The organism is Tardiphaga sp. P4_G1, from assembly GCF_056401215.1.
In genome coordinates this window covers 622,233-644,007 of record NZ_JBFUJU010000002.1, presented here as the reverse complement: position 1 = coordinate 644,007, position 21,775 = coordinate 622,233, and the positions used below count along the sequence as shown (strand labels likewise).

Below are 21,775 nucleotides of genomic sequence, written 5' to 3'. Positions count from 1 at the left end.
GCTCGTCCTAATTCCACTTCCGCATGAACTTGGCCGTCTTCCGGCGAAATTTCACACCGGAGCCATCGGGCAATCGGATGGCGATGAAGCCGGCTGCGATACAGGCCTCGCGCTGCGGCATGTGCTCATCGGGCGCGCGCTCGGTCTCCCACCACGAGGCCCGGTGCGACGCGCGCGGCAGCGCGTCGTCGATGATCTCCTCGATCGCATCCATGCTCAGCACGAATTCGTCCTTGGTCTGGCTGGCCAGGTAGGCGCGGAGCAGGTCGTAGTCAGGCACGGAATTGTCCTCGGTATAATCTCGCAAACGTCATACGCGCCCGCGCGATCAGGCGCTACAGCGCGATTTCGGTAAATCGACATCGGAAGTGCGTCATCCGAGCATTTTCCGCAACCGTTCGTTAACGCCGTGTGGAACCCAAAGCCGGTACTTAAGCGCTCGGCAAGCATTCGCGTGCGATCCGTGGGGTACGGAGCACATGATGAAGTCGGGGAATGCAAGCACGGGAATTCGACGCTGGCCGTTATCGGCCAAGCTGTTGATTCTGTCGTCGCTGGTCACGATCATTGGCTTTTCGGCCGTTTGCGGCACTGTGATGCTCGATATGCGCCGCGGCGAGGAAGCGCTCGCGCGACAGACTGCCGAGAACCTCGCCACCTCCATCGATTCTGATATAGGTCGAACCGTTGAACAATACGATCTGTCGTTGCGCGCTGTCATTTCCGGCATCAATACGCCCGAGATCGACAAGCTCAGCAAGGAAATGCGCCAGCTGATCCTGTTCGACAATGCGGCATCAGCGCGCCAGTTTGCATCCATTCAGGTGTTCGATGCGCTTGGCGATCTTATCATCGATGCGGCATCGCTCGATCCTGCCAAGCAGAGCAGTGCCGACGAAGAGTTCTTCAAGGTACACAAGTTCGACGGCGAGCGCGGGCTCTATGTCAGCAAACCGATGCTGCACCGGGGCGCGTATTCCGTCGTGCTGAGCCGCCGCATCACCGACGTCGATGGCAATTTTGCCGGCGTCGTCGCGGGTGCCATCCGGTTCGCCTACTTTCATGATCTGTTCGGCCGCTTGCGGCTGAACAAGGACGACAACATCACAGTGATCCGCCGCGACGGCGTCGTCATCATGCGTACGCCGTTCGATCTCGACGTGGTCGGCAGGGATCTGAGCAAGACCCCCGGCGTGATGCGGGCGCTGAGCCGGTCCAACGGATCGTATTCGGGCGTCGGTGTCGTTGACCAGATCGAGCGCCTCTATGTGTGGCGCGACAGCGGTCGGCCGTTGCTCGTGATCGTCGGCCGGCCGTGGGCCGGCATCTACAGTCTGTGGTATCAGCAGGCGATCAAGATCGGCGGCATCATGCTGGCGCTGATTATCTTCATCACCGCGGTGACACTGTTCCTGGCGCGCGAAATAGGCCGCCGCGCACACGCAGAGCACAAGCTCGAAGAACTGGCCACGACCGATGGTCTCACTGGACTGCGCAATCGCCGCAAATTCGATGCGGCGATGGAGCTGGAATGGCGTCGCGCCATCAGGCATTCACGGCCGATGGCACTGCTGTTGATCGACGCCGACCATTTCAAGGTTTTCAACGACAGCTTCGGTCATCAATCCGGAGACACTGCCCTGATCGCGATCGCGAATTGCATCGCAGGAGCGGCGAAGCGGGCCGGCGACTGTGCCGCGCGCTATGGCGGGGAAGAGTTCGCCGTGCTGCTGCCCGGTGCGACCGTGCAGGATGCCTATGAGGTTGCCGAAACCATTCGACGTCGCGTCGAGCAGGTGCCGGCCGATCCTGCGATGCTCACGGTCAGCATCGGCGTCGCCAGCGTGAAGCCGCTGGTGACGATGGAGTGGACGGGACTGGTCGAAGCTGCCGACAAGGCGCTCTATGCGGCGAAGGCCGCAGGCCGCAACCGGTGTGTCATCGCAGGCGATGCGCACCAGGCGATTGCAGCCTAGCGCTTACTCTCCGAGGTAACGTAGCATTTCGGCGCGCAGACCTTCGCGCAGATCAGGGCGTTGCAGGCCGAACGCGATATTGGCGCGCAGGAAGCCCGACTTCGAACCGCAATCGTGCCGCTCGCCTTCGAATTCCACGCCGTAGAACGACTGGCTCTTGGCGAGGCCGATCATCGCATCGGTGAGCTGGATTTCGCCACCCGCGCCGCGCTCCTGGGTCTCCAAAATCTTGAATATCTCCGGCTGCAGGATGTAGCGGCCGGTAATCGAAAGGTTGGACGGCGCGGTGCCCTTCGGGGGTTTCTCGACCATGCCGTCGATGGTGAAAGCGGCTTCGTGAGTTGGGTGGCGCTCGCCGACACCGCAGATGCCGTATTGATGCGTCATGTCCATCGGGACTTCCTCGACGGCAACGAGGTTGGACTTTTCGCCAAGCGCTCCCGCGATATCGACCATCTGCTTCAGGCAGCCCGGGGAATTCAGCACCAGCTCATCCGGCAGCACCACGGCGAAGGGCTCATTGCCGACGATATCGCGGGCACACCAAACGGCATGGCCAAGCCCGAGCGGGGCCTGCTGGCGTGTGAAGCTCATGGCGCCGGCGGCAGGCTGGGACAGCGCCAGCTGTTCGATCTCGGCAGACTTGTTGCGGCTCTTGAGTGTCTCGTCGAGCTCGAACATGCGGTCGAAGTGATCTTCGATGATGCCCTTGTTGCGGCCAGTAACGAAGATGAAATGTTCGATGCCGGCCTCGCGGGCTTCGTCGACCACATATTGGATCAACGGTCGATCGACGATAGTCAGCATTTCCTTCGGCATCGCCTTGGTGGCGGGAAGGACGCGGGTGCCGAGGCCGGCGACCGGAAAAACGGCTTTGCGAATTTTCATCAGGGGACTTTGCAATGACCTTGGAGGGGAACGACGCAGGCAGGCCAACGAAGATTGCGCCTGCTGGTTCCGTTTGCAACCGGGAACAAAGGCGGATGTGTGGTGCCGGGCTACATGTCTGCAATTATCCTTTCTGCCGCGCGGCACGTCCGCCCAGCCAGGCAAAACTGGAATAGTGTTAAGCTGATGGAAACCCTCACCGGGCCTCCTGTCATGCCACAGTCATGACCAAATTCCGGTCAGATTCCCGAGATGGATAGTGATGAAATCTGCGACGAAGATGGCGCGTAGCCTGACATGCGGTGTAGCTGCGCTCGGCGCAGTTTTGCTTACGGCAGCCCTGCCCGTGGCGGCGCAGGCGCAGAGCAAGAGCGGCCCTTTCAGCCTGTTCGACAATATCTTTAGCGGATCGTCGCAGACCCAGGACCCGCCGCCACAGGCGGCACTACCCGGCGCGCCCGGAGCGCAGCCCTGGAGCGGCGAGGACGGCGCATCCGGCCATCCGCTGATGACTGCACAGGCAATCCGCGAGGCCGCTGGTAATTTCGACAACTGCATTGCCGGACTGTGGCCTGATGCCGCACGCCGCGGCATCTCGCAGGACAGCTATCAGCGTTTCACCGCCGGGCTGACGCCGGATCTGCGAATTATGGACCTGATGGATTCGCAGCCGGAATTCACCAAGGCGATCTGGGACTATCTCGATATCCTGGTGAACGACAACCGCATGGCCAAGGGCCGCGAGGTGCTGGCGCAGTACAAGACGATCTTCGATGCGGCCGAGAAGGCCTATGGTGTCGATCGCTACATCATCGCGTCGATCTGGGGCATCGAGTCGAACTACTCGACGATGATCGGCGATCGCAGCGTTCTGCGCTCGACGGCGACGCTGGCCTGCGTCGGCCGCCGCCAGGCCTATTTCAAGGATGAGTTTCTGGTCGCTCTGGAAATCCTGCATCGCGGCGATCTGAGGCCTGAACAGATGCGCGGCTCTTGGGCCGGAGCATTCGGGCCGACCCAGTTCATGCCGACCGCGTTCAAGCGCTTCGCGGTGGACGGTGACGGCGATGGCCGCCGCGACGTGGTGGACAATCCGACCGATCTGATCTTCTCGACCGCCAACAACCTGAAAAAGGATGGCTGGCAGAGTGGCCAGACCTGGGGCTACGAGGTCGTCGTGCCACAAGGCTTCAACTACATGCTGGCCGACAAGGCCAAGGCGATGACACTGCCGCAATGGGAGCAGCTTGGCCTTAAGCGGGCTAACAACCAGCCGTTCCCGCGCATGATAGAAAAGGCCTATCTGCTCGCGCCCGCCGGTTCGCAGGGGCCGGGCTTCCTGATGCTGACGAATTTCCGCGTCATCATGAAATACAATCCGGCCGAGGCCTATGCGATGGCCATCGGCCATTTCGCCGACCGGTTGCGCGGCGGTCCGCCTTTCGTGCAGCCATGGCCGCGTCAGGAGCGCGTGCTATCCCGCGCAGAACGGCTTGAGCTGCAGCAGCTGCTGGCGCAGCGCGGCTTCTACAAAGGTACGCCGGACGGCCAGTTCGGCGGCCAGACCCGCGAAGCCTTGCGCAACTTCCAGGCCTCCGTCGGCGCGCCCGCTGACGGGTTCGCATCGTCGGAGATGCTGGATCGGCTCCGGGTGAGATAGGCGTCCTGCGCAGAGGCCCACAGCGCATAACATTATACCGCAGTGCAGCATGCATGCTACGCTGGTCCCCTTGGATGCATTCTTTGGGGACTATCGATGTTGAACAGGCGCACGCTGCTGGCCGGATTGTCGGCAAGCCTTCTTCCATTTGAGGCCAAAGCGGCGTGGCCGGAACGGTCCATCACCCTGCTGCACGGTTTCGCGCCGGGCGGAGGCACCGACGCAACCTCGCGTGTGCTCGCCGAAGGTCTGTCGAAAATTCTCGGCCAGACCGTGGTGGTCGAAACCAAGCCCGGCGCCGGCACGACGCTCGCCGGGGCGCAGCTCGCCCGCTCGGCGCCTGACGGCTACACGATCTCGCTGATCACCGCGACCTATGGCGCGTCGTCGGCCTTCTACAAGAGCCTGCCTTACAAGCCGGTCGATGACCTCAAGGGTATCTGCCAGGTCTCCGAAGCGCCCTACATGTTCTCGTGTAATGCGGACACGCCCTTCAAGAATCTCGCCGAGTTGATCGCTTCTGCAAAGAAGCAGCCGGACAAGCCGCTCACTTACGGCACGCCCGGTGTCGGCTCGGGCCCGCATCTGATCGTCGAGCAGATCGGGCAGTTGGCCGGCGTGAAGTTTCAGCACATTCCGTTTCGCGGCGGCGCTCAGGCCGTTGTCGAAGTCCTCGCGGGGCGCATCGACTTCATGGTCGATCCGCCGATCTCGATGATCGAGCAGATCAAGGCCGGCAAGTTCCGCGCACTCGCGGTGACGACGGCTGAACGCTTCCCGTCTTTCCCCGATATTCCCACCGTGGCCGAAGCGGGCTTTCCCGGCTACGCCGCGCCGGGCTGGTACAGCCTCGTTGGCCCGGTCGGCCTTCCCGACGACGTCGTGGCAAAGTTGAACGCTGCGACGGTCACACTGCTCAAGGATGAGAGCGTGAAGGAGCGGCTGCTGTCGCTCGGTAGCCAGGCTAAGGCCTCGCAGCCGAAGGAGGTCATCGATCTCCTGGCCTCCGACGTGAAGCGCTGGAGCGAGGTGCTGGAGAAGGCAAAGATCGAGCGGATCTAGAACGCACACAGGCGCGCCGCATCGTGCGGCGCGCCTGTCTTTGAACGGCAGGTTATTCCGCCGCCTGCTGCGCCACCGTCGGCGCATTGCCGGCGACTGTGGCCCGGCGCATGTCGCGCGGCTGCGACTGGTCGTAGCGGCGGACGCGATGCATGGTCTGGCGATTGTCCCACATCACGAGATCATGCAGCGTCCATTTGTGGACATAGACGAATTGCGGCTGCGTGGCGTGTTCGTTGAGATCGCGTAACAATACGCGGGCCTCCGGTACGCTCATGCCTTGGATCGCGCCGGCATGCGACGACAGATACAGCGACTTGCGGCCATGCACCGGATGCGTGCGCACCAGCCGCTGCAGCACCGGCTTGAACATCTCTTTCTCTTCGTCGGTGTAGTCGAGAAAGCCGAGCGCACCGCGCGAGGTCATCAACGAATGTTCGCAGATCATGTCCTCGATCTCGACCTTGGTGTCGTTGTCGAGCGTATCATAGGCCGCGCGCATGTCGGCGAATTCGGTATTGCCACCCTTCGGATTGACCACGCGCGCCGACAGCAACGAGAATTTTGCCGGAATCGGCCGGAAAGAGCTGTCCGAATGCCACAGGCAGTTGCCCAGATTGAACAGGTGCGCCCGGCTGTCTTTCGGCAGCGGCTTGCCGTCCTTGCCGAGATTGGATACGTCGGCCAGCCCCGATGTGAGCCGGTAGTCTTCCTTCTTGGTGACGGAGCCGCCTTTTCGGTTCTCTCGCTCGCCGAAATTCTGCGCGAAAGCGAGTTGCTGTTCGTCGGTGATATCCTGCTTCGGGAATATCAGGACGGCATAGTCATCCATGCCGCGCTCGATCGTAGCAGCATCGTGTGGGCTGACCGGCTTGGTTAGATCGACGCCGGTCACTTCGCCGACGAAAAAGGGATGCAGTTTGCGGATCGTCACGGGCATTGCAGATTTCCTCCGTGTGGAATGGTTGACCCATTCGATTGCGGCTTCCAGCGATGCCGGGCCGCTTGAGAAAAATGCTACGCCCGTGCGGAGTGATGTCAATCGGCGCGAATGCAGTTACGCATTGCGTGCCATGAGGCCGCCGTCGACCGGGATCACCGCGCCTGTGATATAGGACGCGGCAGGTAGGCACAGGCTTAGCGTCATATGCGCGACTTCTTCCGGCTCTCCGTAGCGGCGCAGAACGGTCCGGCGCTTGGCGAAGATCACCTTGTGTTCGTCGCTGATGCGTTCGGTGATCCCCGTCGTGATCGGGCCGGGACAGATGCAGTTTACCGTGATGCCGTCGCGGCCGAGTTCCACCGCGAGCGAGCGCGTGAGGCCGGTAACGCCGGCCTTCGCCGCGGAATAGGGACTGTGCAGTGCGGTGGCGCCGAGCGCTTCGGTGGACGCGATGTTGACGATCCGCGGCGAGGGCGATTTGCGCAGGTGCGGCAGCGCGGCGCGGATGATGCGCTGGTGCGAGGTCAGCATCACGGCAATGGCGCGATCCCATGCGGCGTCATAGCCGTCCTGATCGATCGCGGTACTCACCGAGATGCCCGCATTGTTGACGATGATATCGAGGCTGCCGAAATGCGCGGCGACGTCGCTGACCACTGTGCGGATGCGATCGGGATCGGCGACATCGAGGGTCCATGCGTGTGCGCTGCCGCCGCCTGATGTGATCGCGTCAACGACGGAGGCAATGCCGTCTGCCGAAATATCGGTGACGGCAACATTGGCGCCTTCGTCGCCGAACACGCGCGCCGTCGCGCGGCCCATCCCGCTTGCAGCGCCGGTGACCAGAACGGTGAGGCCGCGCACCGAGCGGCTGAGTTGTTTGTAATCCGACAAGGCATCCTCCGAATTTTGCGCCTTCATGATGAGGCTTGATTGAAGGCTTGCACCGATCGCCGGCGCGGTCAAACATGTGCCGATAAAATCAAGAAGGACGATCAGGGATGAACGAACTCGATTTCAGCGGCCAGCAGGTGCTCATCGTCGGAGGATCAAGCGGCATCGGCAATGGTATGGCGCAGGCGTTTCGTGCGCGCGGCGCACGCGTGCATGTGTGCGGTACGCGCGCCAAGGCCAGCGACTACACGATCGATGAAGGTTCCGATCTCGACGGCCTCGGCTACAGTCAGCTCGATGTTGGCAGCGCGTCGGCCATCGACGCCTTCGATCCGAAGCTCGATCGGGTCGATGTGCTGATCCTCGCGCAGGGTGCTGTGATCTATCGCCGCGGTGAATTCGAGATGGATGGCTTCCGCAAGGTGATGGAAGTCAATCTGATCAGCCTGATGGGCTGCGCGACGAAGTTTCATGCGCAGCTCAAGGCAAGCAAGGGCCGATTGATCATTGTCAGTTCCACCGCGGCCTATCATGCCACCAAGGGCAATCCCTCTTACAATGCGTCGAAGACCGGCGCGGTCGGCCTCACGCGCACATTGGCGCAGGCGTGGTCGGAAGACGGCATTCGCGTCAATGGTATCGCGCCGGGGCTCGTCGACACCAAGATGACAAAGGTCACGACAGCGAATCCAAAGCGGCTGGAAGGCGCGATTGCCAGGATCCCGCTGCAGCGGCTCGGCACGCCTGCCGATATGGCTGGCGCTGCATTGTTCCTGGCGTCGCCGCTGTCATCCTATGTTTGCGGTCATACGCTGGTCGTCGATGGCGGTTTGATCCTTTAAATTCACGGCGCCTGCATCGCGACGGAACCAGTACTGGCTTCAGGCATTACACCGGCGAGAATTTCCTCACGGAGTAATGGACATGGACAAGGACCGTATCGCGGGCGCAGCCAAGGATGCAGCCGGCAAGGTTGAAGGTGTGATCGGCCGAGCCACGGGCGATGAGCGGACTGAAGCCTCGGGCCGCGCGCGCGAAGCGACGGGCACCGTGCAGAACCTGTATGGCCAGGCCAAGGATGCCGTGCGCGACGCATCGGACGCCGCCACCAGCTATGCCAAGGATGCACTCGACAGCGACATCTATCGCGACGGCACGCAGGCGATCACCGACAAGGTCCGCGACAATCCGCTGGGCTCGCTGCTGATCGCAGGCAGTATCGGTTTTGCGCTGGCCATGCTGATGACGCGTCCGCCGCGTCGTCGTCCGAACCGTTTCGGCTATTGATCGCGTATCGCGACTGACTAACAGACGCAGCAGAAGCGTCAGCAGTCGTGGTCGAGCAAACGTCCACGAAGTAAAAATCCCTCAGCCCGCAAAGGCTGAGGGATTTTTTTTGACTCTGAAATTTCGCGTCGGAATTTTTCGCGCGGTCAGCGCGTGAAGAAACCGGAGGGGGCGGAGGCGGCGGGGCCGACATTGGCGGGCGGGCGCGGGCCGGGTGCCTGGGCCGGGCGGGGGCGCTGCGGCGCCAGCTGGACGGGCGCGCGGCGCGGCTCGTCGAACCCGAAGAAGCTACCGAAGGATGAGGGCGCTTCGGTGGCGATGACGGGCTTCGGCTTTTTCTTCGGCGCGGTCGGCGGCGCCATCACCGGGACGATGCCGTCCGGCCCGGTCGCCGCAGCGGTCGTGCCGCTCGTGCCTGATGTGGTCGGGGTGACTGCGGCCACAGGCACATCGCCCTTGGCCTGTTCGCGGCCGATCTCGCGGCGCGGCCAGGCGAAGTCGTCGGCGCGGCCGGCGGGTGCGGCGAGCGGCTCGCCCTTCACCAGCACGCGCGCCACCAGCGCATCGACACTCACTGGTTTCACGCCGGGGCCGCCGAGCAGTTGATCGGTGCCCACGGAGGAGGCAACCAGCGGCACGATAGGGCCGGCCAGCGGACGCGGCGCCGGCGCGCCGGGCACGGCATTGAGGTCCGGCGTCGCAGGCTCGCTCGGCAGCGCGATCGGCGCGGAGCGGCCGGACAGCAGGCGGGTGATTTCGCGCTCAACGTAATGCGCCATCTTGCGGGCGCCGGCCTTGGTGAAATAGACGCCGTCGGCCGAACGCAGCCGGCGGATCTGGCCTTCGAAATCCGGGCCCTGCTGCAGGAAGCGGCCGGCTTCGTCGACGAAGCCGTCCCAGATATCGACATAGGTGATGCCGGCCTTGGTCGCGGCGTCGCGATAGAGATTGTCGAGATAGAGCATGTCGGCGGTCGCCTTGGTGCCGCGCACTGCCGGCAAGCCGACCCACAGCACGGGCACGCCCTTCGCCTTCACGACGTTGATCATCTCCTCGATCTTCTTCGAGTAAAGCTCGCCCCAGCGCTCGTCGCGGAAATCGACCATGCCGCCGGTACGCGCGCCGCGCTCGGTGACGATCGAGCCGGGATCGGGAATGTCTGCGTCATCCGCCTCGGGCTCGGCCGGCTTGTCGCCGGGCTTCACTTCCGCGGCGCTGTCTTTCTTTTCGTCCTTCTTGGCGCCCTTCTTCTCGGCGGCCTTGTCGGGCTCGCGGATTGCGACGCGGTCATTGAGCCCGAGCATGACGACAATGGCGTCGGGCTTCTCGGTGGCGAGAATGCCCTTGGCCGCCGCGGCCCAATCGGCGGGCTCACCCTTCGGCTGATAGCGCAGCAGGCCGGAGACGGTCTTGTGCTTGCGGATCACGCCCATGTCGGGCTGTTCAGCATAGGCGTCTTCAAGGCCGTAAGCGAGCCAGTCGGCCATGCTGTCGCCGAGCACCAGCACGTTGCGCTCGGCCGGTGCATCGCGTTTTTCCGGCGACGGTGCGCGCGAATAGTCCTCGCGTGGAGCGGCCCGCTTCGGCGCCTGTTGTTGTTGGAACGGCGCGAAAAACGGACTGTCATTGCCGCCGCCGAACCAGCCGAAGCCACCACCGCCGCCTTGAGGCACATTGCGCTGCGGACGCGGAGGAGGTTGCTGCGGACCGCCGAAACCGAAGAACTGCGCCGACGCGGGCGCCACGATGCCGATCAGCAGGCCCAAAGCCACGGCGAGCACCATCAGCGTGCCCTTTTCGGCACGCCAGTAATCGATCCGCCATCTCGGCAAATTGGGCTTCTGTGACATGCGCCTCGACCGCAATCGCAGGGTCCGCAGACCCGGGTTCCCGCTCGACATACTACCGGATTCGGGCCGCAAGCGGGCAGCCGCGATCCCGCCATCAAGCGCCGCCCGGCGTTAACGTCAAGCAAATCCCGGAACTTTTCGCGTCAGGGTGAACGGCGAGGCCGCAGCCAAGGCCTGTGCCGAACAAAGCGGCAATTCCGGAGTTGTCGTGATAAATCAGGGAGGTTTGCCATGAAGTCACTGCTGCTCGCCGTTGCGCTCGTTTTCGCGCTGCCCTCATGGGCTTCCGCAGATACCCCCGGCAAGGACTGGATGACCGCACAGCAGGTCACCGAGAAGCTGCGCAGCTTGGGCTATACCGAGGTCAGGGAGCTTGAAGCCGACGACGGCCATTGGGAAGCCGATGTCGTGAAGGACGGTCGGATTTACGAGGTCCATGTCGATCCGCATAGCGGCGCGCTCACCAAGAACGAACCCAAGCACTGACGCCGGCAGGCTAGTCTATTTCCAGAGCCCCAAAGCCTGCCATTTCGCCGGCGGAATGACCGTTCCCGTCTTGTAGGTGAAATCCAGCACCGTCTTGTGGTCCGGCGTCGCCTTGCAGGTGAAGGCGACCTGCATCCATTTGCCGCCCGCGCGATAGGCGCCGCCCTTGGCGATCATCGTATTGCCGAGATGCTGCGGCGGCATCAGCGCGTCGGATTTGGCGCGCTCGACGCGCGGACCGCCCTTGCTGATCCGGCGCATCGCCTCGAAATCGCAGACCTGCTCCAGCCGGGTCTTCGGATCGAGCTTGCCGAGGGCCGCCATGAAGCGGGCATCGCTGGCATGAGCCTGCGGGACAAGCGCCACAAGGCCGAGCGGAAGAAGCAGGAATTTCATGCGGGACGGGACAACACGTTTGGAAGGACGAACCGGCGGGACGATATCCGCTTAGCGTGTCCAGAGGTTGCTGACTACCCACTTTGGGATGCGCTGCGCGGCAGGTCGCGCTGTGCGAGTCCCGGTCATGAATGGGGTCGACGCGCGCACGCGCCGTCTGTCCCGCGCCGCTGCGCAAGTTGGCCTTCCGGTGGTCCCCCGCAAAGGTGAGGGGGATAGAGCGCCGAAAGGCGCAACCTTGTAATCAGTGGCGCGTCCCGTCGGCTGCCTGCGACAGTGACCTTCGGTGCGCGCACGCCTTTCGGCGCTCCATCGCGGCTTTTCTGTTCCCGGGGCCGTGCTTCCGGGTACGGGCATCGTGCCCGTCATCCAGCCGGCTTTCGCCAGCCTTCACCCGCACCCGTCCAGCCGCAAGCGGCAGAGCCCCGTAGTGGGCCCGGACGGCTACCCAGGACCTCCCGAGTCCGTGCTTGCGAGGCACGTCCGCGGGCGCCGCACCCTGTCCCACCTCCAAAGACGCCCTCGAGAAGCGCCCCTCGTTGGACAAGGTAATCGGAATATAAGCCTTTATAGGAATAATATCAATATCGGAATATGTCGTTAAAGTCATAGCCGCCATGAGTAAGAATGGCGAAGGTCCCTTGCTCCCTCAAGCATGGCGTACTCGCTGCGTTATGCAAGAGCGGGGAAAGGGCATTGCTGCTCCGCGGAGTTCTTGTTTTGAAACGCATCTTGATTGTTGGCTGTCCTGGCGCGGGAAAGAGTACGGCAGCTCGTGCGCTGTCTGAAATCACTGGCCTGCCGGTGATCCATCTCGACCGTCACTATTGGCAGCCTGGTTGGCGCATGCCCGATAGCGACGTCTGGCGCACGACAGTCGAGACGTTGGCGGCTGAACCGTGCTGGATCATGGATGGAAATTACAGTGGCACGCTTGTGTCGCGTCTGGCGCGCGCGGATACGCTGATCCATCTGGATTATCCGACCGGGCTTTGCCTGTGGCGCGTTTTGCGTCGGACGACCTTGGGCTGGGGACGGGTGCGTGTCGATACGGGGCCGGGATGTCCAGAACGTTTCGATGTGGAGTTTCTGCATTTTGTCATGAACTACAGGCGCGACCAGCGTGCGCGTGACATGGAGCGCATGGCGGACTTTGCCGGMGAGGTGCATCGGTTTACGAGGCCGGCAGAGTTGACGGCGTTTATCGCGGGCCAGCGCACGGCATGATCTGCCAGCTTTTGATAGCATCATGAACCTGTACAATTAAGCATCGACGCGCGCTTCTTATCCCTCCCTCAAGCGCAGCGAAGCTGCGGGCAGTGGGGAGGGTGGCCGGCCGACAGGCCGGTCGGGTGGGGTGGTGCAGCAAGCGAGGACGGCGTGGCGAACGCATATGCGCGTGTACTCCGAAAAAACCTGACGCCGCAGGAGTCGAAGCTGTGGGTGAAGCTGCGTGCGCTGAAGCCGCTCGGTTTTCACTTTCGACGGCAGGCGCCGATCAAGCACATCATCGTGGACTTCGTGTCGTTTCGTGAGTGTCTGGTCATCGAAGTCGATGGCGGACAGCATAATTTCGATGAGGCGGCGCGTCGGGATGAAGCGCGGGATGCGTTCTTGCGCGGCGAGGGATTTCGCGTAATGCGGTTCTGGAATTTCGAGGTGGATCGGAATCTGGATGGCGTGATGGAGTCGATAATCGGAGCTCTGGGCTCCCCCCCACCCGGCCGGCCTTACGGCCGTCCACCCTCCCCACAAGGGGGAGGGATAAGAAAAGAGCCGCGGCAACTGAGTTGCGCGGCTCTTGAAGCGTGGTGTTTGAAACTGCGGCCCTTACCTCGGCAGCGTCGTCGTCCCCATCAGCGCCTGATCGATGGCGCGGGCGCACAGGCGGCCTTCGCGGATCGCCCAGACCACCAGCGACTGGCCGCGGCGCATGTCGCCGGCGGAGAACACCTTCGGCAGCGAGGTCGCGAAATCGGTCGTTGCGGCGCGGACATTGCCGCGCTGGTCGAGATCGACGCCGAGGGTCTTCAGCATGCCTTCGTGGACGGGATGGACGAAGCCCATCGCCAGCAGCACGAGGTCGGCCTGCAGCGCAAATTCCGAGCCGGGGATCGGCTTGAACTTGTCGTCGACCTGCACGCAGTTCAGCTTGGTGACCTTGCCGTCTACGCCTTCAAAGCTTTGCGTCAGCACGGCGAATTCGCGCTTGGCGCCTTCGGCCTGGCTCGACGAGGTCCGCATCTTCAGCGGCCAGTTCGGCCAGGTCAGGCCCTTGTTCTCCTGCTCGGGCGGAGCCGGCATGATTTCGAGCTGGGTCACCGACAGCGCGCCCTGACGCAGCGAGGTGCCGATACAGTCGGAGCCGGTGTCGCCGCCGCCGATGACGACGACATGCTTGCCGCCGGCGAGAATTTCCTTGATGTCGCCGAGCGGCTCGTTGCCGACGCGGCGGTTCTGTTGCGGCAGGAAGTCCATCGCGAAATGGATGCCGTCGAATTCGCGGCCGGGGATCGGCAGGTCGCGGCCGTGCTCGGCGCCGCCGGTCAGCGCGATGGCTTCATATTCCTTGAGCAATTCGGCGGGGTCGATGGCGCCGGGTGATGTGCCGCCGACAGCCTTGCCGTAATGGAAGGTGACGCCTTCGCCTTCCATCTGCGCGACGCGGCGATCGATGATGTGCTTTTCCATCTTGAAGTCGGGAATGCCATAGCGCATCAACCCGCCGGCCTTGGCGAACTTCTCATAGACATGGACGTCGTGGCCGGCGCGCGCGAGCTGCTGCGCGCAGGCCATGCCGGCCGGGCCAGCGCCGATCACGGCGACCTTGCGGCCGGTCTTCACGGCGGAGACCTGCGGCTTCAGCCAGCCATTGTCCCATGCCTTGTCGACGATGGCGCATTCGATGGTCTTGATGGTGACCGGGTTGTCATCGATGTTCAGCGTGCAAGAGGCTTCGCACGGCGCCGGGCAGATGCGGCCGGTGAATTCCGGGAAGTTGTTGGTGGAGTGCAGGTTGCGCGAGGCTTCTTCCCAGTTGCCGCTATAGACGAGGTCGTTCCAGTCCGGGATCTGGTTGTTGACCGGGCAGCCGGGCGTGCCGGGCTGAACCGAGCCGGTGCCGTGGCAATAGGGAATGCCGCAATTCATGCAGCGCGCGGCCTGATCGCGGGTGTCTTTCTCGCTGAGCGGAATGACGAACTCGTTATAGCCCTTCAGGCGCTCGGCAACCGGCGCGTACTTGCGGTCGTGACGATCGATTTCCAGAAAACCCGTGATCTTGCCCATTACAACTGACGCCTCTGAACTCTTAAGTTCCAAATTCCGTCCTCATCCTGAGGAGCGGCCACTTGGCCGCGTCTCGAAGGATGCGTGATTTGTCCCTCATGGTTCGAGACGGCGCTGCGCGCCTCCTCACCATGAGGGTCTTTTCCTTACGCGCCGATCGCGATCTGCGGTTCGGCCTCGGCGCTTTTCGCTTTCAACTCGCGCAGCGCGCGGCGGTACTCGACCGGCATCACCTTGCGGAATTTCGGCAGCCAGGTTTTCCAGTCCGCGAGGATCATCGCAGCCTTGGCCGAGCCGGCATATTTCGCGTGACGCGTGATCAGCACATGCAGGCGCTCGATATCGGAGTCGAGCAGGTTGGCGAACACGTCGACCTTGCCATGGGCTTCGAGATCGCCGGAGTGGTGATAGGTGTTCTCGGCGATCATCTCTTCCGAGAGGACCGGTTCGAGTTCGACCATCGCCATGTTGCACAGCTTCGGGAAGTCGCCGGTCTCGTCGAGCACATAAGCCACGCCGCCGGACATGCCGGCCGCGAAGTTACGGCCGGTCTTGCCCAGCACCACGACGATGCCGCCGGTCATGTATTCGCAGCAGTGATCGCCTGCGCCTTCGACGACGGCCACAGCACCGGAGTTACGCACGGCGAAACGCTCGCCGGCGACGCCGCGGAAGTAGCATTCGCCTTCAATGGCGCCGTACATCACGGTGTTGCCGACGATGATCGACTCTTCCGGAACGATGGCGGAATGAGCCGGCGGGCGCACGATGATCTTGCCGCCCGAGAGACCCTTGCCGACATAGTCGTTGCCTTCGCCTTCGAGATCGAAGGTGATGCCCTTGCACAGCCAGGCGCCGAAGGCCTGACCGGCGGTGCCCTTCAGCGACACCTTGATGGTGTCGTCGGGCAGGCCGGCATGGCCGTAGATCTTGGCCACCGAGCCCGCCAGCATGGCGCCGGCCGAACGGTTGGTGCTGTTGATCTTGGTGTCGATCTTTACCGGCGCGCCGCGGTCGAGCGCGGGCTGCGCCTGCTTGATCAACTCGCGATCGAGCACGGCTTCGAGGTGATGGTCCTGATCCTCGGTGTGATAGATTTTCTGGCCGGGCAGTTCGGGCTGGCGCACGAACAGCTTGGAGAAGTCGAGACCCTTGGCCTTCCAGTGCGACACGAGGGCCGACTGGTCCAGCATCTGCACCTGGCCGACCATCTCGTCGAAGTTGCGATAGCCGAGCTGGGCCATGATCTCGCGGACTTCCTCAGCGACGAAGAAGAAGTAGTTGATCACGTGCTCGGGCTGGCCGGTGAAGCGCTTGCGCAGCACCGGATCCTGGGTGGCGACGCCAACCGGGCAGGTATTGAGATGGCACTTGCGCATCATGATGCAGCCGGCAGCAATCAAGGGCGCGGTGGCGAAGCCGAATTCGTCGGCGCCGAGGAGCGCGCCGATGACGACGTCGCGGCCGGTGCGGAAGCCGCCGTCGACCTGGACGATGATGCGGCTACGCAGCCGTTCACGCACCAGGGTCTGATGGGTTTCGGCAAGACCGATTTCCCACGGCGAACCCGCATGCTTGATCGAGGTCAGCGGCGACGCGCCGGTACCGCCTTCGAAGCCGGCGATGGTGACATGGTCCGCGCGCGCCTTGGCGACGCCCGCGGCGACCGTGCCGACGCCGATTTCCGACACCAGCTTGACCGAGACCTGGCCCGTCGGATTGACGTTCTTGAGGTCGTAGATCAGCTGCGCGATGTCTTCGATCGAATAGATGTCGTGATGCGGCGGCGGCGAAATGAGACCGACGCCCGGGGTCGAATGGCGGACGGCGGCAATCGTCGCGTCGACCTTGTGGCCGGGCAACTGACCGCCTTCGCCGGGCTTCGCGCCCTGCGCCATCTTGATCTGCATCATGTCGGAATTGACGAGATATTCCGTGGTGACGCCGAAACGGCCGGACGCGACCTGCTTGATCGCCGAACGCATGCTGTCGCCATTCGGCATGGGCTTGTAGCGATCCGACTCCTCGCCGCCTTCGCCGGTGTTCGACTTGCCGCCGATCCGGTTCATGGCGATGGCCAGCGTGGTATGCGCCTCGCGCGAGATCGAGCCGTAGGACATGGCGCCGGTCGCAAAGCGCTTGACGATGTCCGCGGCGGATTCGACTTCGTCGAGCGGCACAGGCTTGCGCTTCTCGTCTTCGGCCGTCTTGATCTTGAACAGACCGCGCAGCGTCAGCAGACGCTCGGACTGTTCGTTTAGGATCTTGGCGAAGGCGCGATAACGATCCTGCGAGTTGCCGCGCACCGCATGCTGCAGCAGCGATACCGACTCGGCGTTCCACGCATGGTCTTCACCACGGCTGCGATAAGCGTATTCGCCGCCGACATCGAGCGCGGTCTTGTAGATCTGGATTTCGCCGAACGCCTCGTTGTGGCGGCGCACGGTTTCCTCGGCGATTTCGGCGAGGCCGACGCCTTCGATCTTGGTGTGGGTGCCCGTGAAGTACTTGGTGACGAATTCCTGACGCAGGCCGACGGCGTCGAAGATCTGCGCGCCGCAATAGGACTGGTAGGTCGAGATGCCCATCTTCGACATGACCTTGAGCAGGCCCTTGCCGATCGACTTGATGAAGCGCTTGACGATTTCGTAGTCGTCGAGCTGCACCGGCAGCCGGTCCTTCATGGCGATGATGGATTCGAAGGCCAGATATGGATTGATCGCTTCCGCGCCATAGCCGGCGAGGCAGGCGAAGTGATGCACTTCGCGCGGTTCGCCGGATTCGACGACCAGGCCCACCGAGGTGCGCAGGCCAGTGCGGATCAGGTGGTGATGCACGGAGGCGCAGGCCAGCAGAGACGGGATCGGAATGCGATCCGAGCCGGCCATGCGGTCGGACAGGATGATGATGTTGACGCCTTCGCGCACCGCGGCTTCGGCGCGGGCGCAGAGTTCATCGAGCACCTGCTCCATGCCTGCCGCGCCGAAACCGGCATGGAAGGTGGTGTCGAGGGTGCGCGAGACAAAGTGCGACTCGGCGACGTCGGTGATCGAGCGGATCTTTTCGAGATCCTGGTCGGTCAGGATCGGCTGGCGCACTTCGAGACGCTTGGTGGTGGCGACGCCCTGCAGGTCGAACAGGTTCGGCCGCGGTCCGATGATCGAGACGAGGCTCATGACGAGCTCTTCACGGATCGGATCGATCGGCGGGTTGGTGACCTGCGCGAAGTTCTGCTTGAAGTAGGTGAACAGCGGCTTCGGCTTGCTCGACAGCGCCGAGATCGGCGTGTCGGTGCCCATGGAGCCCGAGGCTTCTTCGCCCTGCGATGCCATCGGCGTCAGCAGGATGGTGACGTCTTCCTGGGTGTAGCCGAAGGCCTGCTGGCGATCGAGCAGCGGCAGGTTGGAGCGCTGGCCCTTGGCCGCCGCGTCCGGGAGCTCTTCCAGAACGATCTGGGTGTGTTCAAGCCACTCGCTATAGGGATGACTTGCAGCCAGCGTCGCCTTGATCTCGTCGTCAGGGATCAGACGGCCCTGGACGAGGTCGACCAGCAGCATCTTGCCGGGCTGCAGGCGCCACTTGGTGATGATGTCTTCTTCCGGAATCGCCAGCACGCCCATTTCGGACGCCATCACGATGCGGTCGTCCTTGGTGACGAGATAACGTGCGGGGCGCAGACCGTTACGGTCCAGCGTCGCGCCGATCTGGCGACCGTCGGTGAAAGCAAGCGCAGCAGGACCGTCCCACGGCTCCATCATCGCGGCGTGATATTCGTAGAAGGCGCGGCGCTGCTCATCCATCAGGGGATTGCCGGCCCAGGCTTCCGGAATCATCATCATCACGGCGTGGGGCAGCGAGTAGCCGCCCTGCACCAGGAATTCGAGCGCGTTGTCGAAGCAGGCGGTGTCCGACTGGCCTTCATAGGAGATCGGCCACAGACGGCTGATGTCCTTGCCATACAGTTCGGACTCGATCGACGCCTGACGCGCCGCCATCCAGTTGACGTTGCCGCGCAGCGTGTTGATTTCGCCGTTATGCGCGACCATGCGGTAGGGATGCGCGAGCGACCATGTCGGGAAGGTGTTGGTCGAGAAGCGCTGATGCACCAGCGCCAGCGCGCTTTCGAAATCCTCTTCGTGCAGATCGGCATAGTAGCTGCCGAGCTGGTCGGCGAGGAACATGCCCTTGTAAATGATCGTGCGGCACGACATCGAGCAGGGGTAATAGCCCGCGAGGCCGCGCTCGCGGCGCTGATAGATCGCCTGCGAGATCGACTTGCGGAGGATGTAGAGACGGCGTTCGAATTCGTCCTCGTCGGCGATCTTGGCTTTGCCGATGCCGATGAAGACCTGCATGTTGGCGGGCTCGGTCGGCTTCACGCTCTCGCCGAGCGACGAATTGTCGGTCGGCACGTCGCGCCAGCCGAGCAGCTTCAGGCCTTCGGCCTTGATCTGGTCGCCGATGATGCCCTGAATGACTTTCCGCCACGCGGTATCACGCGGCATGAACAGTGCGCCGATGGCGTATTGGCCAGGCTCCGGCAGGCTGAAGCCGAGTTCCGCCGTCTTGCGGACGAAGAACTTGTGCGGGATCTGCACCAGAATACCAGCGCCGTCGCCAAAGCGCGGATCTGCGCCGGTGGCGCCGCGGTGCTCGAGGTTGCAGAGGATGCTGATCGCGTCAGACACGATCTGATGCGACTTGCGGCCCTTGATGTTGGCAATGAAGCCGACACCGCAGGCGTCCTTTTCCTGCGACGGGTCATAGAGGCCCAGCGCCGGCGGACGGTAGGTATGGAGTTCCGGTTTGATGGCGGTGTCTTTCACGTTAGCCGATTTGATAGCCGGGGCCGCCGAATGCGTGCCGGTTTCGATCAATTGGCGCTCGTGCTCTGATCCGCTCATCTTCGTCCTCTCAACCCCCGTCGGGGTTCTGCCACCCTTGTCGGCGCACCTTTGACGCTCGCGGAACCCGTTCGGGCTACCGCTCGCGCGTCTTGCGAGCCTCGTTTTCAGAATTCAGACTGGTGGTGCCCATCGTCCCCGGCGGCCACCCCATATCTCGCCTTAAAGGCATTTCGTCTCAGCAGGCGTGTTTTTTAGTCGCGACGCCTGCTTATGTTGCAAACCCCGTGCCGGATTTGCCACCAAAAATTGCGACAGTGATGCTGTCCTAACCAGGACTTTGCCAAATTTTTATCTAGCACACAAGCGCGCTTGAGTCCGTCGTCGCATAGCAACAACGCATGCCAAATTGTCCATGTCTCGAAGACACATTCAGCCCGGAGGTGCCGCGTTCCGGTCAAAGGCTGGCCCAAGGGCTGCCGGATTCAGCAGTGAGGTTGCGCAGTGCTCGTTAACGCCTGTGGCAGCGGTGCTGGCAGGCGAGCGAAGCGTGAGGTTCAGGAAGTTGAATACTCTCCGGGCGCGGGGGCGTCGAAGGAGCATGCAATGAAGGTACTTGTGGGATGTCTGGCCTCGGCCGGTCTGTTGCTGGCGAGCGGCGCTGTACAGGCGCAGGCGCTGCCGCCGATGCGCGGCGACGTTGCCGCTGTGGCGCAGGTATCCGATGTCGGCGGTCCCTATGCGGCCATGCGGCCCGTGGAATATGCGGAGCCGCGCCCCTATGGCGTGTTGCGCCGCGGTTATGATCTGGCGGTGCTGCCGCTGCGCGAGGTCTATTCGATCCTCCGCGAGGCCGGCTTCTCTGCCCTCGGCATGCCGCAGCAACGCGGCCTCATCTACACGGTTGCGGCGATCGACCTCGACGGCGAGGACGGCCGGTTGGTGATCGATGCGCGCAGCGGACGCATTCTGCGCTTCATTCCGGCCTATCGCATGGGCGACCGGATGAGCGAGGAGATCGACACGCGCTATGGCCCGCAAGGCGCAGTGCCGACGCTGCAATATCGCCGCCCGCCGTTTACGGCCGGAACGGCAACGCCCGCGCCGAAGGTTGCCAGCCGCACGACGAGCGTGCCGCTGCCGAAGCGGCCACCGGTGCGCGCGGTTGCGGCGCCGGCTAAGCCTGTTACGCCAGCCGAGACCAAGCCGGTCGCAGTCAAACCCCCTGAAACGCCGCCGGCCGCTGCGCCCGTGCAGCAATCGGCCGTAACTGAGCAGAAACCGGCCGAGACGAAGGCGCCGGAAACGACGGGTGCTGCGCCGTCGACCTCTACTGCCTCGAAGCCGGAGGCCGCAGCACCGACGGTCGCTCTGCCGGCAACAGAAGCAAAGCCCGCGGCGTCGCCTACTGCAGAAACGCCGCCGCCTGCCCAGGGGCTGGAATAGTCCGGGCCCTCCAACACTTCGCTTGGAGAGGGATCAAGAAAAAACGCCCCGGATCGCTCCGGGGCGTTTCGTTCTACAAACTACACTTACTTCAGTTCACATACTTCAAGTTCAAAGTCGCGGTTACGCGGCGACTTTCTCGGCCGAGCCGTCGACCACCTGCGGTGCGCTTACTGCGCTGGTGGAAATCGGAATGCTGCGCGGTTTCTTGGCTTCCGGGATCTCGCGGACAAGGTCCACATGAAGCAGGCCGTTCTCGAGTGAGGCGTTCTTCACCTGCACGAAGTCGGCAAGCTGGAAGGCGCGTTCGAAGGCCCGCGCGGCAATGCCGCGATAGAGCACTTCGGCCTTGCTGCCATTCTCGTTGGCAGCCTTCTCGCCCTTGATCGTCAGCGTGTTTTCCTTCGCGACGATGGCGAGCTCGTTCTGCGCAAAGCCTGAAACGGCAACGCTGATACGGTATTCGTTCTCGCCGGTGCGCTCGATATTGTAGGGCGGATAGCCCGGCGCTGCGTCACCTGTGCTCTGATCGAGCAGATTGAACAGGCGGTCGAAACCGACGGTGGAACGATAAAACGGGGTGAGATCATAGCTACGCATTGGATAGTCCTCCATTGAGCGACTGTTGCAATAACCCGCCCGCCATAGGGGCCGGGCTTTCGTGTCATGCAGCCTAGAGAGGCCTGCATGAAGCTGATATGGGAGGGGGCTGGCGGCTCGCAAGGGGGGCCGAAAGATTCGCGCCGACCTGATCT

The 21,775-nt window shown here is 63.0% G+C and carries 17 protein-coding genes and 1 pseudogene; 9 read left to right on the top strand and 9 right to left on the bottom strand.

The features are described from left to right. Window positions 1–7 precede the first annotated feature (7 nt). On the bottom strand, window positions 8–280 hold the full coding sequence (locus AC1DUY_RS07125) for a hypothetical protein (protein ID WP_089266229.1): 273 nt from the start codon (window positions 278–280) through the stop codon (window positions 8–10). 199 nt (window positions 281–479) lie between these two features. Between AC1DUY_RS07125 and AC1DUY_RS07120 the strand changes: the two genes are divergently transcribed. Further along, window positions 480–1,976 carry a sensor domain-containing diguanylate cyclase gene (locus tag AC1DUY_RS07120; RefSeq protein WP_478113256.1) on the top strand — a complete coding sequence of 499 codons (1,497 nt, stop codon included), beginning with the start codon at window positions 480–482 and terminating at the stop codon, window positions 1,974–1,976. Window positions 1,977–1,979: 3 nt separating this feature from the next. On the opposite strand, the gene AC1DUY_RS07115 is transcribed toward AC1DUY_RS07120, so the two are convergent. Continuing rightward, entirely contained in the window at window positions 1,980–2,864 is an 885-nt protein-coding gene (locus AC1DUY_RS07115; RefSeq protein WP_068728967.1) for a UTP--glucose-1-phosphate uridylyltransferase, read from the bottom strand. A 262-nt stretch (window positions 2,865–3,126) separates the two neighbouring features. On the opposite strand from AC1DUY_RS07115, the gene AC1DUY_RS07110 reads away from it, so the two are divergent. Then, a complete protein-coding gene (locus AC1DUY_RS07110) occupies window positions 3,127–4,524 on the top strand; it encodes a lytic murein transglycosylase (protein ID WP_478113253.1) in 1,398 nt (465 codons plus the stop codon). A 96-nt stretch (window positions 4,525–4,620) separates the two neighbouring features. Then, on the top strand, window positions 4,621–5,586 hold the full coding sequence (locus tag AC1DUY_RS07105; protein ID WP_478113251.1) for a Bug family tripartite tricarboxylate transporter substrate binding protein: 966 nt from the start codon (window positions 4,621–4,623) through the stop codon (window positions 5,584–5,586). A 52-nt stretch (window positions 5,587–5,638) separates the two neighbouring features. On the opposite strand, the gene AC1DUY_RS07100 is transcribed toward AC1DUY_RS07105, so the two are convergent. Together AC1DUY_RS07100 and AC1DUY_RS07095 are read right to left on the bottom strand one after the other, a co-directional pair. Continuing rightward, the gene (locus AC1DUY_RS07100) at window positions 5,639–6,526 is read right to left on the bottom strand and encodes a TauD/TfdA dioxygenase family protein (protein ID WP_478113249.1); all 888 of its coding nucleotides are present in this window, start codon (window positions 6,524–6,526) and stop codon (window positions 5,639–5,641) included. Window positions 6,527–6,643: 117 nt separating this feature from the next. Beyond that, window positions 6,644–7,423 carry an SDR family NAD(P)-dependent oxidoreductase gene (locus AC1DUY_RS07095; RefSeq protein ID WP_478113247.1) on the bottom strand — a complete coding sequence of 260 codons (780 nt, stop codon included), beginning with the start codon at window positions 7,421–7,423 and terminating at the stop codon, window positions 6,644–6,646. A gap of 107 nt (window positions 7,424–7,530) precedes the next feature. Between AC1DUY_RS07095 and AC1DUY_RS07090 the strand changes: the two genes are divergently transcribed. Together AC1DUY_RS07090 and AC1DUY_RS07085 are read left to right on the top strand one after the other, a co-directional pair. Then, entirely contained in the window at window positions 7,531–8,265 is a 735-nt protein-coding gene (locus AC1DUY_RS07090; protein ID WP_309942971.1) for an SDR family NAD(P)-dependent oxidoreductase, read from the top strand. An 82-nt stretch (window positions 8,266–8,347) separates the two neighbouring features. Continuing rightward, entirely contained in the window at window positions 8,348–8,710 is a 363-nt protein-coding gene (locus AC1DUY_RS07085; protein WP_478113245.1) for a CsbD family protein, read from the top strand. Window positions 8,711–8,856: 146 nt separating this feature from the next. Here the strand turns inward: AC1DUY_RS07085 and AC1DUY_RS07080 are convergent, their stop codons facing one another. Beyond that, window positions 8,857–10,560 carry an SGNH/GDSL hydrolase family protein gene (locus AC1DUY_RS07080; protein ID WP_478113243.1) on the bottom strand — a complete coding sequence of 568 codons (1,704 nt, stop codon included), beginning with the start codon at window positions 10,558–10,560 and terminating at the stop codon, window positions 8,857–8,859. A 231-nt stretch (window positions 10,561–10,791) separates the two neighbouring features. Here AC1DUY_RS07080 and AC1DUY_RS07075 point away from each other — a divergent pair, with 231 nt between their 5' ends. Next, on the top strand, window positions 10,792–11,046 hold the full coding sequence (locus AC1DUY_RS07075; protein ID WP_478113241.1) for a PepSY domain-containing protein: 255 nt from the start codon (window positions 10,792–10,794) through the stop codon (window positions 11,044–11,046). Window positions 11,047–11,061: 15 nt separating this feature from the next. Here AC1DUY_RS07075 and AC1DUY_RS07070 read toward each other — a convergent pair whose 3' ends face one another. Then, window positions 11,062–11,442 (bottom strand): DUF930 domain-containing protein, encoded by a 381-nt coding sequence (locus AC1DUY_RS07070; protein WP_478113239.1) that lies wholly within the window; start codon window positions 11,440–11,442, stop codon window positions 11,062–11,064. 720 nt (window positions 11,443–12,162) lie between these two features. Here AC1DUY_RS07070 and AC1DUY_RS07065 point away from each other — a divergent pair. Next, a complete protein-coding gene (locus AC1DUY_RS07065; protein WP_478113237.1) occupies window positions 12,163–12,669 on the top strand; it encodes a P-loop NTPase family protein in 507 nt (168 codons plus the stop codon). Window positions 12,670–12,822: 153 nt separating this feature from the next. Next, a pseudogene (locus AC1DUY_RS07060) lies at window positions 12,823–13,134 on the top strand (endonuclease domain-containing protein); the annotation flags it as partial. A 138-nt stretch (window positions 13,135–13,272) separates the two neighbouring features. Here the strand turns inward: AC1DUY_RS07060 and AC1DUY_RS07055 are convergent. Together AC1DUY_RS07055 and gltB are read right to left on the bottom strand one after the other, a co-directional pair. Then, window positions 13,273–14,730 carry a glutamate synthase subunit beta gene (locus tag AC1DUY_RS07055; RefSeq protein ID WP_478113235.1) on the bottom strand — a complete coding sequence of 486 codons (1,458 nt, stop codon included), beginning with the start codon at window positions 14,728–14,730 and terminating at the stop codon, window positions 13,273–13,275. A gap of 146 nt (window positions 14,731–14,876) precedes the next feature. Beyond that, window positions 14,877–19,634: a glutamate synthase large subunit gene (gene gltB / locus AC1DUY_RS07050; RefSeq protein WP_478113233.1), complete on the bottom strand. Its 4,758-nt coding sequence runs from the start codon at window positions 19,632–19,634 to the stop codon at window positions 14,877–14,879. 546 nt (window positions 19,635–20,180) lie between these two features. Between gltB and AC1DUY_RS07045 the strand changes: the two genes are divergently transcribed. Continuing rightward, window positions 20,181–21,020 carry a hypothetical protein gene (locus AC1DUY_RS07045; protein ID WP_478113231.1) on the top strand — a complete coding sequence of 280 codons (840 nt, stop codon included), beginning with the start codon at window positions 20,181–20,183 and terminating at the stop codon, window positions 21,018–21,020. Between the two features lie 123 nt (window positions 21,021–21,143). Here AC1DUY_RS07045 and AC1DUY_RS07040 read toward each other — a convergent pair whose 3' ends face one another. Beyond that, window positions 21,144–21,620: an Hsp20 family protein gene (locus AC1DUY_RS07040; protein WP_170849586.1), complete on the bottom strand. Its 477-nt coding sequence runs from the start codon at window positions 21,618–21,620 to the stop codon at window positions 21,144–21,146. Window positions 21,621–21,775 lie beyond the last annotated feature (155 nt).